The sequence below is a fragment of the Lysinibacillus sp. NPDC092081 genome (assembly GCF_044755845.1).
Classification (GTDB): domain Bacteria; phylum Bacillota; class Bacilli; order Bacillales_A; family Planococcaceae; genus Lysinibacillus.
In genome coordinates this window covers 715,216-731,374 of the sequence record NZ_JBIVRU010000001.1, presented here as the reverse complement: position 1 = coordinate 731,374, position 16,159 = coordinate 715,216, and the positions used below count along the sequence as shown (strand labels likewise).

Genomic DNA, 16,159 nt, shown 5'->3' with positions numbered 1-16,159 from the left:
GGAGAACAATGGCTGTATTTATTGATAAAGATACGAAGGTAATTGTACAAGGGATTACGGGCGAAACAGCGCTTTTCCATACGAAGCAAATGCTTGAGTATGGTACTAAAATTGTAGCTGGTGTAACACCAGGTAAAGGTGGTCTTGAAATCGAAGGAGTGCCTGTATTTAACACTGTAGTTGAAGCTGTAGCTGCAACAGGCGCAACAACTTCAGTTATTTATGTACCTGCTCCATTCGCGGCAGACGCTATTTTAGAGGCTGTTGAAGCTGAATTAGAATTAACAATTTGTATTACTGAACATATTCCTGTCCTTGATATGGTTAAGGTTAAACGTTATATGGAAGGTAAAAAGACACGTCTAGTAGGTCCAAACTGTCCAGGTGTTATTACGGCAGATGAATGTAAGATTGGTATTATGCCAGGTTATATCCATACGAAAGGACATGTAGGAGTTGTTTCTCGCTCTGGTACGTTAACATACGAAGCCGTACACCAATTAACACAAGCTGGTATTGGTCAAACTACAGCTGTAGGTATCGGTGGAGACCCTGTCAATGGTACAAACTTTATCGATGTTTTGGAAGCGTTCAACAACGATCCCGAAACATATGCAGTTGTGATGATTGGGGAAATTGGGGGTACTGCTGAAGAAGAAGCGGCAGAGTGGATTAAAGCGAATATGACGAAGCCTGTCGTTGGCTTTATCGGTGGACAAACAGCGCCTCCAGGAAAACGTATGGGTCACGCTGGTGCTATTATCTCAGGTGGTAAAGGAACAGCAGCAGAGAAAATTAAGGCAATGAATGCTGCTGGTATTGAAGTAGCAGAAACGCCATCTGTCATTGGTGACACACTTATTAAAGTAATTAAAGAAAAAGGGCTATACGAAAAGTGTAAAACCCATTAAAATGGAAGATGTAGCACATTGTGGCTACATCTTTTTCTTTAACTTCTTTCAGCGGGTGTTTGGACACCCGCTGAAAGAAGTTAAAGCCTCCGGCAGATGTCATGGAATCAGAAAGGAGTTCTTAGAGGATGTTAGCCTAAAATCATCGCATCCATGCGATAACGGCTAACTGACCTGCATCGGTAAAAACGTCACGTCCTGTGACATTACCGAAATGACCAACATCGTGTTGGCCCTCGGTAAAAACGTCACGTCCTGTGGCATTACCGAAATGACCGACATCGTGTCGGCCCTCGTGCAGGCCTAAGCACAAAGCAGATTCCAGACGCAATTATGCCGAGGCATTGCTTTAGACACGGCTTTCAAATGCTTCTAACGGAATTGTGTTCAAGAGATGCAAAACTTCCTACTTACTTTTTAAAAGGACCTTTTCTAAAAAAGCTGTGTCATTAAAAATGCGGTCATTTAATTTCTTCTATTAAAAGGAGGTCTTTAAATGATTTTTTCAGTCGATACACAGAGATTACTAGCTTTACATTATATATACCCATTACCACTTCAAAAACTTCAGCAATTATTGTCCCCGGTGGATATACTAAGTTATTTTGAAGAAGCGCCCCCCTACGAGATTGCAAAAGCACTGGAAATATCATCACACAAAGCATTAGAGATATCTCGTAACTTTCGACAAAATATGACATTGTCGTTTGAAAAAGCTTATGAACGGGCCGATATTTTCCCTATACCTTTTCATCATCCTTTTTACCCGGCGCAATTATTTGAAATATCCAGTCCACCTACTGTATTGTATGTGAAAGGTCGGTATTCTCTATTAACGAACGAAAAACAAGTAGCTATTATAGGCTCTAGAAAGGCTACAACTTATACAAAAACTGCAATGGACCTAATTGTTCCGCCTCTTGTTGAACACGGATATACTGTTGTAAGCGGGCTTGCAAGAGGGGCGGATACGATAGCTCATGAGACAACTATAAAAGTTGGAGGTTCCACAATCGCAGTGCTTGGACACGGGTTTAATTATATATACCCTAAGGAAAACCAGTCTCTCGCTGGGCATATGGCGGAGCATCAGTTACTTGTCACAGAGTATCCTCCATATATGAAGCCTGAGAAATGGCATTTTCCTATGCGTAACCGAATAATTAGCGGATTGTCCAAAGCTTTAGTTGTAACCGAAGCAGCATTAAGAAGTGGCACGCTTATTACAACAGAATATGCATTAGAACAAGGAAAAGATGTATTTGTTGTACCGGGTCCAATTAATGCGGAGCAATCAAAAGGCACAAATAAACTACTATTAGAAGGAGCTATTCCAGTGTGCAATGGTCACGAAATCGTTGAAACACTTGCGCTCTTTTCTAACAAAAATTGAAAAAAAGTTGCATTATCTTAAAATCTGTTATACATTTTGCAACAGGTAACTTAAAAAAATTAGCAATAGACCTCGCTAAGGGGGAGACATAGATGGCGGATTATTTAGTGATTGTAGAATCACCAGCAAAAGCAAAAACAATTGAACGATATTTAGGGAAAAAATATAAAGTAAAGGCGTCTATTGGACATGTTCGTGATCTACCACGTAGCCAAATGGGCGTTAGTCCTGAAAATAATTATGAACCTAAATATATTACGATTCGTGGTAAAGGGCCTGTTTTACAGGACTTAAAGTCTGCGGCTAAAAAAGTGAAGAAAGTCTTTCTAGCAGCCGATCCAGACCGCGAGGGGGAAGCGATTGCTTGGCACCTTGCGACTGCGTTAAATATTGATATTCATTCAGATTGTCGTGTCGTTTTTAATGAAATTACAAAAGATGCGATTTTAGAATCTTTTAAAAATCCACGTCCTATTAATATGGATTTAGTAGATGCACAGCAAACACGTCGTATATTGGATAGACTTGTTGGTTATAACATTAGTCCGATTCTTTGGAAAAAGGTTAAAAAGGGATTATCAGCAGGACGAGTACAATCTGTAGCACTACGCATGATTATTGACCGTGAAAACGAAATTAAAAACTTCCAACCGGAAGAATATTGGACAATTGAAGGTTCTTTTGAAAAAGGTAAGAAAACGTTCGATGCACTTTATTATGGTGATGGCAAAGAAAAAATTAAATTAACAAATGAAGAACAAGTTAAATCTATTTTAAAAAATGTTAAAGGTACAAGTTTTGAAGTTGTCAATGTATCCAAAAAAGAACGTAAACGAAATGCAGCACCTGCTTTTACAACATCTTCTTTACAGCAAGAGGCCGCACGAAAGTTAAATTTCCGTGCTAAGAAAACGATGATGCTTGCGCAACAATTATATGAAGGTATTGATGTTGGTAAAAAAGAGGGGACAGTCGGTTTAATCACGTATATGCGTACCGATTCTACACGTATTTCGGATACAGCAAAAACAGAGGCAATTGCCTACATTGAATCCAAATACGGCAAAGAATTCATCTCCACAGAGACGAAGCAGGCTAAAAAAGCATCCAATGCACAAGATGCCCATGAGGCCATTCGTCCAACTAGTACGATGCGAACTCCAGATGAATTAAAAGCAGTGCTTAGTCGTGACCAATTGCGCTTATATCGTTTAATTTGGGAGCGCTTTATCGCTAGTCAGATGTCGCCGGCCGTACTTGATACAGTTGCCGTTGATCTACAAAATGGTGATGTTTTATTCCGTGCAAACGGCTCACAAGTTAAATTTGCGGGCTTTATGAAGCTATATATTGAGGGTACAGATGATCAAACAGAAGAAACAACCAAGCTTCTACCTGAAATGGAAGTTGGCGATCAAGTAAAATCTCTTGAAATTGAGCCAAAGCAACATTTTACACAGCCACCACCACGTTATTCAGAGGCGCGTCTTGTGAAAACAATGGAAGAGTTAGGTATAGGGCGCCCGTCCACATATGCACCGACCCTCGATACAATTCAGCGCCGTGGCTATGTCGTATTAGATGCAAAACGATTTATGCCGACAGAGCTAGGAGAAATCGTGCACCAACTCGTACTTGAGTTTTTCCCTGATATCATAAATATCGAATTCACAGCACAAATGGAGCAAGATTTGGATCATATTGAAGAAGGCGATCGTCAGTGGAAAGAAGTTGTACATGAGTTTTATAAGGATTTTGAGGTCCATGTAAAATATGCAGATGAGGCTATGGAAAAGGTTGTTATAAAAGATGAACCGGCTGGCGAGGATTGTGAGCTTTGTGGATCTCCAATGGTCTTTAAGCTTGGACGATATGGGAAATTTATGGCTTGTTCAAACTTCCCAGATTGCCGCAATACAAAAGCTATTATGAAACCTATTGGCGTAAAATGTCCTTCCTGTGAAACAGGCGAAATTGTAGAACGAAAGAGTAAAACAAAGCGTTTATTCTATGGTTGCAATCAGTATCCTGAGTGTGAATTTGTTTCTTGGGATAAGCCAATTAGTAGACCATGTCCGAAATGTAGTGCATTATTAGTAGAGAAAAAAATTAAAAAAGGTGTGCAAATTCAGTGTACGAAATGTGACTATGAAGAGACACCTACTCAATGATAGAAAGATGGTAAGAACATGACTGAACAAGTAGTAAATGTAATAGGCGCAGGTCTTGCAGGCAGTGAGGCTGCTTGGCAAATTGCTCAACGTGGTGTGAAAGTTAGACTTTATGAAATGCGCCCAGTAAAGCAAACACCAGCTCACCATACTGATAAATTTGCAGAGCTTGTTTGTTCGAACTCACTACGTGCAAATGGATTAACAAATGCCGTAGGTGTGATTAAAGAAGAAATGCGTATGTTAGATTCTGTTATTATGAAGGCAGCAGATGCATGTTCAGTACCAGCAGGCGGTGCATTAGCAGTGGATCGTCATGAGTTTGCAGGCTATGTGACAGACTCAGTGAAAAAACATCCTCTTGTGGAAGTAATTCATGAAGAAGTCACTGAAATTCCAGAAGGTATTACGGTTATTGCCACAGGTCCACTAACATCGAAAGCTTTAGCTGAAAAAATTCAAGGCTTAACAGGTTTAGATTATCTATATTTCTATGATGCAGCAGCACCAATTATTGAAAAAGATAGCATCGATATGGAAAAGGTTTATTTAAAATCTCGTTACGATAAAGGGGAAGCAGCTTATTTAAACTGTCCTATGACAAAGGAAGAATTTGATCGTTTCCGTCAAGCGTTAATCGAAGCAGAGGTTGTGCCATTAAAAGAATTTGAAAAGGAAATTTACTTTGAAGGGTGTATGCCAATCGAAGTAATGGCTGCTCGCGGGGAGAAAACAATGTTATTTGGGCCGATGAAGCCAGTAGGTCTAGAGGATCCAAAAACAGGGAAACGACCTTATGCTGTTGTCCAATTACGACAAGATGATGCAGCAGGAACTCTTTACAATATCGTTGGCTTCCAAACACATTTAAAATGGGGACCGCAGAAAGAAGTATTGCAATTAATTCCGGGATTAGAGAATGTTGAAATCGTTCGTTATGGAGTAATGCATAGAAACACGTTCATTAATTCGCCGAAGGTTCTAGAGAAAACTTATCAGCTTCGCGAGCAAAAAAATATTTTCTTTGCTGGTCAAATGACAGGTGTCGAAGGATATGTTGAATCAGCTGGAAGCGGATTAATTGCTGGTATTAATGCGGCTCGATTAGCATTAGGACAAGAACAACTTATCTTCCCATTCGAAACGGCTTTAGGAAGTATGGCGCGTTATATAACAGAAGCACAATCGAAAAACTTCCAGCCAATGAACGTTAACTTCGGCATTTTCCCTGAACTACCACCAGGACGTCGTTCGAAACCAGAGCGTGCAGAGATGCATGCTACACGCGCAATAAGTACAATTCGTAATTTTGTGAATTCACAAACAATTTGATTGCAAAAAGCCTCTAAAAGTTGATATACTCTTAGAGGCTTTTTCTTTTTGTAGGTAAAATGCTAATTTACACGTATTTTATTATTTTGTATGGAGATTTTCTCAAAATATAAACATTTCTACTTGCTATATGATGAAGATAGGTATAGTGTCAGTATGTATGTTTATCTACATTAACGATACCCAAAGTGACACACTAAAGAGGATAAACGAAATTGCACATCCTTTTATTGGAACGTGTAAGTAATTTTGGCTCATCAGCTGTAATTTGAGAAGGTTATTAATTATCATTTGGTGGTGAATCTTTTAATGTTAGTTTCGTCCCAAGATGCACTTGAGCAGTTTATGCTTTATATTCAAATTGAAAAAAACTTCTCTGTTCATACAGTGCGAGAATATGAATCGGACCTACTAGATTTTTTAGCGTTTTTGCAAGCGGAAGGTGTAAATGATTTAGCTAGTGTTGAGTATATACATGCACGTCTTTATGTAACAAAGTTGTACGATGAAAAAAGAGCAAGGTCATCTGTATCAAGGAAAATCTCCTCAATACGCTCTTTCTTTCGCTTTCTAAATAGACAGTACGGATTAGATGATGGGGCATTTCGATCACTTTATCACCCCAAAAAAGAATCACGCTTACCTAGTTTTTTCTACGAAGAAGAATTGAAGCAGCTATTTGATGCGAATGTTGGCGATGATTTGAAATCATTAAGAAATACGGCTATATTAGAGCTGTTATACGCGACAGGTATTCGTGTAAGTGAGCTTACCTCAATTCAAGTAGAAGATGTTGATTTCCATTATTCAATTATTAGGGTAATGGGAAAAGGGCGAAAAGAACGTATTATTCCATTCGGGCAATTTGCGAGTTTAGCTATGCAGGATTACATAGAGCAAGCTCGTCCACGATTGATGAAAAACACAAGTCATCAGCAATTGTTTGTCAACATGCGCGGTGGGGAACTTACTCCTCGAGGTGTACGTCATATTTTAACTGAAATGATTGACAAGGCCTCGCTCCATACGAAAATATATCCACATATGCTTCGCCATACTTTTGCTACACATTTATTGAATAATGGCGCAGATTTACGTACGGTGCAGGAGTTATTAGGCCACGCTCATTTAACTTCTACACAAGTTTACACACATGTAACAAAAGAGCATCTTCGTCAAACATATATGAATGCTCATCCAAGGGCATAATAAGCTAAGGAGGAAGGCAAATGGGACAAATTCATGCGACAACGATATTTGCAGTTCATCATAATGGAGGTTGCGCTATGGCAGGTGATGGTCAAGTAACCCTAGGGAATGCGGTTGTAATGAAGGGTACAGCAAGGAAGGTCAGACGTCTGTTTAATGGGCAGGTGCTTGCCGGATTTGCAGGATCGGTTGCCGATGCTTTTACACTTTTTGAAATGTTCGAAGGAAAGTTAAATGAATACAATGGTAACTTGCAGCGTGCAGCGGTAGAAGTTGCTAAGCAATGGCGCGGTGATAAAATGCTACGTCAATTAGAGGCCATGTTACTTGTAATGGATAAAAGTACACTCCTTCTTGTTTCAGGTACTGGTGAAGTGATTGAACCGGATGATGGAGTTTTGGCAATTGGTTCTGGGGGTAATTATGCATTATCAGCAGGTCGTGCTCTGAAAAAATATGCAGGTGATACAATGTCTGCTCGTGAAATTGCCGAGGCAGCATTAGAAACCGCTGCCGAAATCTGTGTGTTTACGAATCATAATATTATCGTGGAGGCGCTTAACTAATGACAAAAAATAATTTAACGCCAAGACAAATTACTGAGCATTTGGATCGTTATATCGTTGGACAAAATGAAGCGAAACGAGCGGTAGCTATTGCGCTACGTAATCGATATCGTCGCTCACTGTTAAGTGATGAGATGAAGGCTGAAGTAATTCCGAAAAATATTTTGATGATTGGACCTACAGGTGTAGGAAAAACAGAAATTGCTCGAAGAATTGCAAAGCTAACAAATGCACCATTTGTGAAAGTAGAAGCAACGAAGTTTACAGAAGTAGGGTACGTTGGACGCGACGTAGAATCAATGGTACGTGATGTAGTAGAAGCTTCTCATCGTCTTGTGAAAGAAGAAATGATGGAGTCTGTGAAGGACCAAGCAGAAGAATTAGCCAACGAAGCTATCGTTAAGTTATTAGTTCCTTCCTTACGAAAAAAACAGTCCATGCAAAATCCATTTGAAATGTTATTTGGTGGGAAAGAACAGCAAGCCAATGACGATTCCTCTGAAGAAACTGAAGTACGCTCCAAACGTGCGCAAATCGCTATCGATTTACGTAATGGTAAATTAGAAAATGAATGGGTTACAGTTGAGGTAACGGAACAAAATCCTTCTATTTTTGATGCGTTACAAGGAACGGGCATGGATATGTCTTCAAACAGTGGCATGCAGGATATGCTATCTAGTTTGATGCCTAAAAAGCATAAGAAACGCCGTGTACAAGTGAAAGATGCGCGCCGTATTTTAATAATCGAGGAAGCGAATAAGCTCATAGATGCAGATGAAGTTGCACAAGAAGCCATTTCAAGAGCTGAACAGTCAGGCATTATTTTTATTGATGAAATTGATAAAATCGCTAGTAAGGAAGGTAACTCTTCTGCGAATGTATCACGTGAGGGTGTACAACGCGATATTTTGCCAATCGTTGAAGGTTCTACTGTAACGACGAAGTACGGTGCTGTAAAAACAGACTTTATGCTTTTCGTTGCTGCAGGAGCATTTCATATGTCAAAGCCATCAGATTTAATTCCTGAATTGCAAGGTCGATTCCCGATTCGAGTAGAGCTTGAAAAATTAACGAAACAAGATTTTGTACGTATTTTGAAAGAGCCAGATCAATCGCTTATTTTGCAATACAAGGCATTATTAGAAACAGAAGGCGTGGAAATAAACTTTACAGAAGACGCGATTGAGCGAATTGCGGAAATTGCAACCGAGGTCAATCAGGAGACTGATAATATTGGAGCTCGTCGTTTGCACACAATTTTAGAACGTTTATTGGAAGAATTATCGTTTGAAGCTGCAGAAATTGCACCTGCAAATATTCCGATCAATGCTGCATATGTAGATCGAAAGCTTGCGGGTATAGTAAAAAACAAAGATTTGTCACAGTTTATATTGTAAGATAAGGCTGAATAGTTTCATTCAGTTGTAAAAAACTTTAGAATATTAAGTAAATACTCATCGGATTATTTATAGGAGGAACATATAATGAATTTATTAGAAAAAACACGTAAAATTAACTCGATGCTTCAAGCATCTGCTGGTAAGCCAGTAAACTTTAAAGAAATGGCAGATACATTAGGAGATATTATAGACAGTAATGTTTATATTGTAAGCCGTAAAGGGAAGCTTTTAGGCATTTCAATTCACCAACAAATTGAAAACGAACGTATGAAAAAGATGTTCGAAGAGCGTCAATTCCCAGAAGAATATACACATAGCTTGTTTACAATTTCTGAAACATCTTCAAACCTAGATATTCATGACGAACATACTGCTTTCCCAGTTGAAAACAAAGAGTTATTCCAAAATGCATTAACAACGATTGTACCAATTGTTGGTGGTGGTGAGCGTCTAGGTACATTAATTCTTGCTCGTTTATCTTCACAATTCGAGGATGATGACTTAATTTTAGCTGAGTATGGTGCAACAGTAGTTGGTATGGAAATTTTGCGTGAGAAATCTGAGGAAATTGAAGAGGAAGCACGTAGCAAAGCTGTTGTACAAATGGCAATTAACTCTCTTTCATACAGTGAGTTAGAGGCTATTGAACATATCTTTGAAGAGCTTGACGGACATGAAGGCTTACTTGTTGCTTCTAAAATTGCAGACCGAGTTGGCATTACACGTTCAGTAATCGTAAACGCATTACGTAAACTAGAATCAGCAGGTGTAATCGAATCTCGCTCTCTAGGTATGAAAGGTACTTACATTAAAGTGCTAAACGATAAGTTCTTAAATGCATTAGCTGAAATTAAAATGAAATAATATAAAACGTCCTTTGGGAACGGTGTAAGGCATCTGGAATAATTGTTCCAGATGCCTTTTAACTTATTTCAGCGGCTGTCCAAACATCCACTGAAATATAGGAACTCAGTCTAAGAACGCCACGTCCTGTGGCAACGACAGAGTGACCAACTTCATGCCGCTGACGCTACGCTTTCGCGCAATAAACATCTGTTTGCCTAAAGCCTCCGGCGGATGTCACGAAATCGGAAAGGAGTGATTAAAGGATGTTAGCCTAAAATCATCGCATCCATGCGATAACGGCTAACTGACCTGCATCAGTAATAACGCCACGTCCTGTGGCATTACCGAAATGACCAACATCGTGTTGGCCCTCAGTAATAACGCCACGTCCTGTGGCATTACCGAAATGACCGACATCGTGTCGGCCCTCGCGCAGGCCTAAGTACAAAACCGATTCCGGACGCAATTATGCCGAGGCATAATTGATAGTGTGTTGAAAAACAAAATGGCAAAGGAAATCTTTATGAATACTGTGGCCATTTTATTTCCGTTCCAGGTTGCTCACTTTCCTGTGACGAGCGCCGAGCAGCTTCCTCGTATTTTTGTCGCTACGTAAGCATTGTGCTTTCACACGTAAAACCCCTAGAAAAGCGCTCAGTCTGTACGGATATCTCCTCCTTCGTTTGCGCGAAAGGTTATACTTTATTTAATAAGATCCCTAAATTTCATAGGTAACATGTAGGCAGCTGGAATATTTGTGTTTCAGCTGCCTTTTTGAACTTTTTCATAATTCGACGAGGATTCGACAAAATTTCCAGCTGATTGACATTGCATCTAATTATGTCAAACTATGATATAGTACTAAACAGGGGGGAAGAATCATCTATGTTTTAATCTTTTTTCTCATCTCCTATAGGTAAGATTTCAATAATCGTAGACGCTATCATTATTGCTTTCTCCCTAGATTAGATTTTTAGAATACGAAGTACTTATTGCATAAATCAAAAAAACAGATACTCCTATTGTTGCTTGTAAGACAGTCTAGAATCTCTATTCAGAATTTTTTGTCACATTTCAAGCTCACTATAAGTAGTAAAAAGGAACTCTAATTTAGACACTGTGTCTACTGCTGTTTTGTTAATAAAAGGAAAAAAATCGATCCCGAAACCGTAAACACTGCCACAATAGTGTAAATTGACTAGAAGCAAGCTTGGTTGCTTGAAGCCATGCGGCACAAGGGATACGGAAGTATTGTCCTGGTTACTTGTGAATAAAAATAGGGCATATATACTACTAGAAAATGACAAAAGACAATAGACACTACGTATCATCTTAATTACAATTGTATTATTGGATAAAATAAGAAGTACATAAATGAGGTGAATGTTTTGGATTTGTTTGGAGGAACTATTAGTAGCCTGGAAAACGGACTTTCCTATGCAACTTTGAATCATAAAACAATCGCTAATAACATTGCGAATGTCGATACGCCGAACTATAAGGCGAAAAGTGTAAGTTTTAAAGATATGTTGGAGAAAGAACAACAAATGTCAATTTCGGCATATCGTACTGATAGTAGACATTATGATTTCGAGATTCGACAATCTACGCCTGGCGTGAATAATGTTAATGGCTTACGTTATCGAAATAACGGTAATGCCGTGGATATGGATGCTGAACAGGCGAAGCTTGCGGAAAATCAAATTTATTACAACGCATTAATTGAACGTATGAACGGTAAGTTAAATACTCTAAATACGGTTATTAAAGGAGGTAGGTAATAGATGTCTATTTTTCATGGAATGAATACCACTGCCTCAGCTTTAACAGCACAGCGTTTAAGAATGGATGTCATTTCTTCAAATATGGCAAACATGGATTCAACGCGTGCTAAACAAGTGAATGGGCAGTGGGAACCATATCGCCGGAAGTCTGTGACACTTACAGCGCAAGAGGGACAGTTTTCAAAGTTCTTTAATGTCGCACTTGGTAAAAACGCAAAAAGTGGCGTTGGCAACGGCGTAAAAGTTACACAAATAAAAGAAGATAGAGAAACACCTTTCAAACTTGTGTATGATCCAACTCATCCAGATGCAAATGCAGATGGTTATGTAAATATGCCAAATGTAGATCCATTAAAAGAAATGGTAGATTTAATGTCAGCCACTCGTTCCTACGAGGCAAACGTAACTGTATTGAATGCAAATAAATCAATGCTGACAAAGGCTTTAGAGCTTGGAAAATAAATAAGTAGAAAGGAAGATACATAATGACAATTTCGTCCGTTTCACAAATGACACCTATGCAGGTTGTAAATGAAACAAATAAACTTAACACGACACCTTATGAAGCACAACAGAGCTTTGCGAACTCGTTAAAAGAAGCAATATCAAAAGTTAATGATCAACAAATTACTTCTGACAATCTTACTCAAAAGTTAATTAATGGTGGAGATGTAGAGTTGCACGACGTGATGATTGCATCACAAAAGGCGAGCATTACATTAAATGCAACAATTGAAGTTCGCAATAAGGTGATTGAAGCTTACCAAGAAATAATGCGAATGAGTGTCTAACTTTATTTGAACAAGTGATACATTCACTATTGAAGTAAAGAATATATCCCATAATTTAAACTTTTTTAATTGAACGATTGATGTGGAGGCTAGGTGACTCTCTTTGGGGTCATGTTACTGATAATACTCAGGAGCGAGACAATAAAGAAATGAAGGTTAAAAGTATCACGTCCTGTGATAATACTTTCGTGGCCAACATCCTGATGGCCCCAAGTGGCTCATCGGAAAAAGCCTAGTCAAAACGAAAATCAACCTGTTATGGTGATGATAATGATTGAATGTTATGGGATATCACTGTTTTCGCGAATTATTAGATGGATAGGTTATTCACTATAACCGGAGGATTCATAATGAATGAACGATTGACGAAAATAAAAAACGACACCAGCCAATTTTGGACAAGTCGTAGTAGAAAACAAAAATTCGTAATGCTTGGTTCAGTAGTAGGGGTTATAGCACTTGCTACCGTTATTACACTTTTTGCTACAAAAATTACATATGTACCACTTTATAAAGATTTATCGACAAGAGAAATCGGTCAAGTGAAGGAAGCGTTGGACTCTCAAGGTGTAAAATATGAAATTGCACCAGGAGGGACATCGATTTTAGTACCTGAAGATCAAGTAGATTCATTGTTAGTGCAGTTGGCATCGGAAGGATATCCACAAACAGGATCGATTGATTACTCTTTTGCCAATAGTTCTGGGTTTGGTATGACAGATAATGAATTTAATCTATTAAAAAAAGCAGCAACTGAAACAGAAATTGCAAAGCTCATTAAAAATCTAGATGGTGTAAAAGATGCAAAGGTAATGATTAACCTTCCAGAAGAGGGCGTTTTCTTAAAAGATGTTAAAGATGAAGCGACGGCATCTATTGTTTTGAATACGGATCCTGGTTATAAATTTACGGAGCAACAAATTGCCACTATGTACAATTTAGTAGCAAAAAGTGTTCCGAATTTAAACACGGATAATATTGTTATATCTAACCAATTTTCTGATTTCTTTGATCTACATGCTGCGACTACTGATGGAGCTTCAACAACGACAGCTGAAGGCCAGTTACAAGCGAAGAAATTGATTGAGCGTGACCTACAACGTCAAGTTCAAAATATGCTAGGTACGCTTATGGGACAAGACAAAGTAATAGTTTCTGTGTCAACAGACATTGATTTCAAAAAAGAAAATCGTGAAGAAAACCTAGTTACACCTGTTGACCAAGAGAACATGGCAGGAATCGCGATTAGTGCACAACATATTACTGAGCAATATACTGGTACAGGAGCTGCAGCTGCTGGTACGCCTGAAGCTGAAACGACGACAGATAACTTCACAACTTATAACGAAGGTGCAAATGGTAATGGGGATTACGAACGTGCTGAAGACACAGTTAATAATGAAGTAAACCGTATACGTAAAGATATCCAAGAGGCACCATATAAAATTAAAGATATGGGTATCCAAGTAATTGTTGAACCACCGACAGGAGCTGACGCGGGAACGTTACCAAATGGGGTTCAAGAGGATATTCAGAAAATTTTAAGTACTATTGTTCGTACGACGATTTCTAAAGACGTAACAGCTGAACTTACTCAACAACAAATCGATGAAAAAGTAGCAGTTTCAGTGCATCCTTTAAATGGTAAAGCAACAGAGGTAGCTAGCGAAAAATCTGTTATTCCATGGTGGGTTTGGGTAATCGGCGGCATATTACTAGCTGTAATATTATTGCTTGCATTCTTCATTGTCCGTTCACGTAAACGTGCGCAGGAAGAAGAAGAACTTAGTATCCTAGATGAACAAGAAGAACTAATGATTGAAGATATTAATGAAGAAATTGAAACGGAAGCTACAATGCGTCGTAAACAGCTTGAAAAAATGGCAAAAGATAAGCCAGACGATTTTGCGAAGTTACTGCGTAGTTGGATTGCGGAAGACTAACTAGGAGGTTCGACTGTGTCCAAGAAAGATAAAGAATTAACCGGAAAACAAAAGGCCGCTCTCTTGTTAATTTCATTAGGGCCTGAGGTTTCAGCTTCTGTCTATAAACATTTAACAGAAGAGGAAATTGAACGTTTAACATTAGAGATTTCAAGCGTTAAAAAAGTAGAAGCAAATGTTAAAGAGGAAATTATTGAAGAATTCCACAATATTGCACTTGCGCAAGATTATATTACACAGGGTGGTATTGGTTACGCGAAGACAGTATTGGAGAAAGCACTTGGTGTAGAACAGGCGCAAACAATTATTAATCGTCTAACATCTTCTTTACAAGTGCGTCCCTTTGACTTTGCACGTAGAGCTGATCCAGCACAAATTTTTAACTTTATTCAAAATGAACATCCACAAACAATTGCCCTTATTCTATCTTATTTAGAGGCAGGGCAAGCGGGCGTTATTTTATCTTCATTGCCACAAGAAGTACAGGCTGATATTGCTAAACGTATAGCTGTAATGGAATCAACTTCACCAGAAGTTATTAGTGAAATTGAATCTGTTTTAGAGCGTAAATTATCATCAACTGTGACACAGGATTACACAGAAACGGGTGGCATTGATGCAGTTGTTGAAGTGTTAAATGGTGTAGACCGACAAACGGAAAAAACGATTCTCGATGCACTCGAAATTCAAGATCCAGAGCTTGCAGAAGAAATCAAAAAACGTATGTTTGTATTCGAGGATATTGTTACGCTCGACAACCGCTCGATTCAACGTGTTATTCGTGATTGTGAAAATGAAGACTTACTGCTTTCAATGAAAGTTTCAAGCGAAGAAGTAAAAGATATTATTTTCCGCAATATGTCACAACGTATGGCTGAGACATTTAAGGAAGAAATGGAAATTATGGGACCTGTACGTCTGCGTGATGTAGAGGAAGCGCAATCTCGAATTGTTGCGGTTATTCGTCGCTTAGAGGATGCAGGTGAGATTATTATTGCACGTGGTGGAGGAGATGACGTCATTGTCTAGAATCATCCGTTCTGTATATACACAGTCCAATGGCGATCATGTCAAAAAGATTCAAATTCGTGACATGTTTGAGATGCAAGAGGTAGAAAACGGAGAAGTTCCACCTCAAAAACAAATTACTATCGAAGAAGTGTTAGAAGAGCGCGAACGTTTACTTGCAGAGGCTAGAGCTACTATACAGGCTGAACGTGAGGCTTATGAACATGAGAAGCAAATGTTCTTTCAGGAAATAGAACATTTAAAGCAAGGTTGGGAAGAAGAACGACCTAATCGAGTGCAAGAAGCGTATGATGAAGGATTTGGTCAAGGCTATGAGGATGGTACAAACAAAGCTAATGTAGCGATGGCACAATCTCTCCAAACGGCCAATGAAATAATTATTCATGCGGGGGAGAATGCTCGAAAATATATTGAAGATCAAGAATCGATTATTTTAGAGCTAGGCTTAACCGCTGCAGAGCGAATTATTGATGCATCTTTAGAGCGAGACAATGAATTATTTGTTTCAATCGTTCGTAGAGGACTTAAAGAAGCGAGAGAAATGAAAGAAATAAAAATCTACGTTTCACCGATCTACTATGCATTAATTACTGCCAATCGAGATGAACTAGCTGAAATGTTCCCAACTGACGTACCATTTATGATTTTTGTAAATGAAGATTTAGAAAATGAAACAGATTGCTATATTGAAACAAATCATGGCCGTATTGTTGTAAGTATTGATGAGCAATTAAACGAACTAAGATTGAAGCTATATGAAATATTAGAAAGTAAGGAATGATCT

16 protein-coding genes are annotated in these 16,159 nt (G+C 38.6%); 14 read left to right on the top strand and 2 right to left on the bottom strand.

Annotated features, from left to right (window positions below; all coding sequences use genetic code 11):
* Nucleotides 1-8 precede the first annotated feature (8 nt).
* Nucleotides 9-911, top strand: a complete 903-nt coding sequence (gene sucD / locus ACIQLB_RS03765) for a succinate--CoA ligase subunit alpha (protein ID WP_400721074.1) — start codon at nucleotides 9-11, stop codon at nucleotides 909-911.
* A 142-nt stretch (nucleotides 912-1,053) separates the two neighbouring features.
* On the opposite strand, the gene ACIQLB_RS03760 is transcribed toward sucD, so the two are convergent.
* A complete protein-coding gene (locus tag ACIQLB_RS03760; RefSeq protein ID WP_400721071.1) occupies nucleotides 1,054-1,224 on the bottom strand; it encodes a hypothetical protein in 171 nt (56 codons plus the stop codon).
* A gap of 183 nt (nucleotides 1,225-1,407) precedes the next feature.
* Between ACIQLB_RS03760 and dprA the strand changes: the two genes are divergently transcribed.
* The 7 genes from dprA (at nucleotide 1,408) to codY (ending at nucleotide 9,846) form a co-directional block, all read left to right on the top strand.
* Nucleotides 1,408-2,304 carry a DNA-processing protein DprA gene (gene dprA, locus ACIQLB_RS03755; RefSeq protein ID WP_400721068.1) on the top strand — a complete coding sequence of 299 codons (897 nt, stop codon included), beginning with the start codon at nucleotides 1,408-1,410 and terminating at the stop codon, nucleotides 2,302-2,304.
* 92 nt (nucleotides 2,305-2,396) lie between these two features.
* Nucleotides 2,397-4,475, top strand: a complete 2,079-nt coding sequence (gene topA / locus ACIQLB_RS03750) for a type I DNA topoisomerase (protein ID WP_400721066.1) — start codon at nucleotides 2,397-2,399, stop codon at nucleotides 4,473-4,475.
* Between the two features lie 18 nt (nucleotides 4,476-4,493).
* Nucleotides 4,494-5,807 carry an FADH(2)-oxidizing methylenetetrahydrofolate--tRNA-(uracil(54)-C(5))-methyltransferase TrmFO gene (gene trmFO, locus ACIQLB_RS03745; RefSeq protein WP_400721063.1) on the top strand — a complete coding sequence of 438 codons (1,314 nt, stop codon included), beginning with the start codon at nucleotides 4,494-4,496 and terminating at the stop codon, nucleotides 5,805-5,807.
* Between the two features lie 309 nt (nucleotides 5,808-6,116).
* Nucleotides 6,117-7,016 carry a tyrosine recombinase XerC gene (xerC, locus tag ACIQLB_RS03740; RefSeq protein WP_400721059.1) on the top strand — a complete coding sequence of 300 codons (900 nt, stop codon included), beginning with the start codon at nucleotides 6,117-6,119 and terminating at the stop codon, nucleotides 7,014-7,016.
* Nucleotides 7,017-7,036: 20 nt separating this feature from the next.
* A complete protein-coding gene (gene hslV / locus ACIQLB_RS03735) occupies nucleotides 7,037-7,582 on the top strand; it encodes an ATP-dependent protease subunit HslV (RefSeq protein WP_049668432.1) in 546 nt (181 codons plus the stop codon).
* A complete protein-coding gene (hslU, locus tag ACIQLB_RS03730; protein WP_400721056.1) occupies nucleotides 7,582-8,979 on the top strand; it encodes an ATP-dependent protease ATPase subunit HslU in 1,398 nt (465 codons plus the stop codon). The genes hslV and hslU overlap by 1 nt, the downstream gene beginning before the upstream one ends.
* A gap of 87 nt (nucleotides 8,980-9,066) precedes the next feature.
* Nucleotides 9,067-9,846, top strand: a complete 780-nt coding sequence (gene codY, locus ACIQLB_RS03725; protein ID WP_370042872.1) for a GTP-sensing pleiotropic transcriptional regulator CodY — start codon at nucleotides 9,067-9,069, stop codon at nucleotides 9,844-9,846.
* A gap of 259 nt (nucleotides 9,847-10,105) precedes the next feature.
* Here the strand turns inward: codY and ACIQLB_RS03720 are convergent, their stop codons facing one another.
* Nucleotides 10,106-10,276 carry a hypothetical protein gene (locus tag ACIQLB_RS03720; protein WP_400721053.1) on the bottom strand — a complete coding sequence of 57 codons (171 nt, stop codon included), beginning with the start codon at nucleotides 10,274-10,276 and terminating at the stop codon, nucleotides 10,106-10,108.
* 940 nt (nucleotides 10,277-11,216) lie between these two features.
* On the opposite strand from ACIQLB_RS03720, the gene flgB reads away from it, so the two are divergent.
* The 6 genes from flgB (at nucleotide 11,217) to fliH (ending at nucleotide 16,156) form a co-directional block, all read left to right on the top strand.
* A complete protein-coding gene (flgB, locus tag ACIQLB_RS03715) occupies nucleotides 11,217-11,609 on the top strand; it encodes a flagellar basal body rod protein FlgB (RefSeq protein ID WP_400721050.1) in 393 nt (130 codons plus the stop codon).
* Nucleotides 11,610-11,612: 3 nt separating this feature from the next.
* The gene (flgC, locus tag ACIQLB_RS03710) at nucleotides 11,613-12,074 is read left to right on the top strand and encodes a flagellar basal body rod protein FlgC (protein WP_400721047.1); all 462 of its coding nucleotides are present in this window, start codon (nucleotides 11,613-11,615) and stop codon (nucleotides 12,072-12,074) included.
* 23 nt (nucleotides 12,075-12,097) lie between these two features.
* A complete protein-coding gene (gene fliE / locus ACIQLB_RS03705; RefSeq protein WP_387079978.1) occupies nucleotides 12,098-12,403 on the top strand; it encodes a flagellar hook-basal body complex protein FliE in 306 nt (101 codons plus the stop codon).
* Nucleotides 12,404-12,753: 350 nt separating this feature from the next.
* Nucleotides 12,754-14,346, top strand: coding sequence for a flagellar basal-body MS-ring/collar protein FliF (gene fliF / locus ACIQLB_RS03700; RefSeq protein ID WP_400721044.1), 1,593 nt, complete (start codon nucleotides 12,754-12,756; stop codon nucleotides 14,344-14,346).
* 15 nt (nucleotides 14,347-14,361) lie between these two features.
* Complete coding sequence (gene fliG / locus ACIQLB_RS03695) at nucleotides 14,362-15,375, top strand: flagellar motor switch protein FliG (RefSeq protein WP_053594207.1); 1,014 nt, start codon at nucleotides 14,362-14,364, stop codon at nucleotides 15,373-15,375.
* Nucleotides 15,368-16,156, top strand: coding sequence for a flagellar assembly protein FliH (fliH, locus tag ACIQLB_RS03690; protein WP_400721040.1), 789 nt, complete (start codon nucleotides 15,368-15,370; stop codon nucleotides 16,154-16,156). The genes fliG and fliH overlap by 8 nt, the downstream gene beginning before the upstream one ends.
* Nucleotides 16,157-16,159: the final 3 nt, after the last annotated feature.

Bases quoted from the DNA above. Each gene is read 5' to 3' on its own strand.
- sucD (WP_400721074.1), top strand. From the start codon at position 9: ATGGCTGTATTTATTGATAAAGATACGAAGGTAATTGTACAAGGGATT.
- dprA (WP_400721068.1), top strand. From the start codon at position 1,408: ATGATTTTTTCAGTCGATACACAGAGATTACTAGCTTTACATTATATA.
- topA (WP_400721066.1), top strand. From the start codon at position 2,397: ATGGCGGATTATTTAGTGATTGTAGAATCACCAGCAAAAGCAAAAACA.
- trmFO (WP_400721063.1), top strand. From the start codon at position 4,494: ATGACTGAACAAGTAGTAAATGTAATAGGCGCAGGTCTTGCAGGCAGT.
- xerC (WP_400721059.1), top strand. From the start codon at position 6,117: ATGTTAGTTTCGTCCCAAGATGCACTTGAGCAGTTTATGCTTTATATT.
- hslV (WP_049668432.1), top strand. From the start codon at position 7,037: ATGGGACAAATTCATGCGACAACGATATTTGCAGTTCATCATAATGGA.
- hslU (WP_400721056.1), top strand. From the start codon at position 7,582: ATGACAAAAAATAATTTAACGCCAAGACAAATTACTGAGCATTTGGAT.
- codY (WP_370042872.1), top strand. From the start codon at position 9,067: ATGAATTTATTAGAAAAAACACGTAAAATTAACTCGATGCTTCAAGCA.
- flgC (WP_400721047.1), top strand. From the start codon at position 11,613: ATGTCTATTTTTCATGGAATGAATACCACTGCCTCAGCTTTAACAGCA.
- fliE (WP_387079978.1), top strand. From the start codon at position 12,098: ATGACAATTTCGTCCGTTTCACAAATGACACCTATGCAGGTTGTAAAT.
- fliF (WP_400721044.1), top strand. From the start codon at position 12,754: ATGAATGAACGATTGACGAAAATAAAAAACGACACCAGCCAATTTTGG.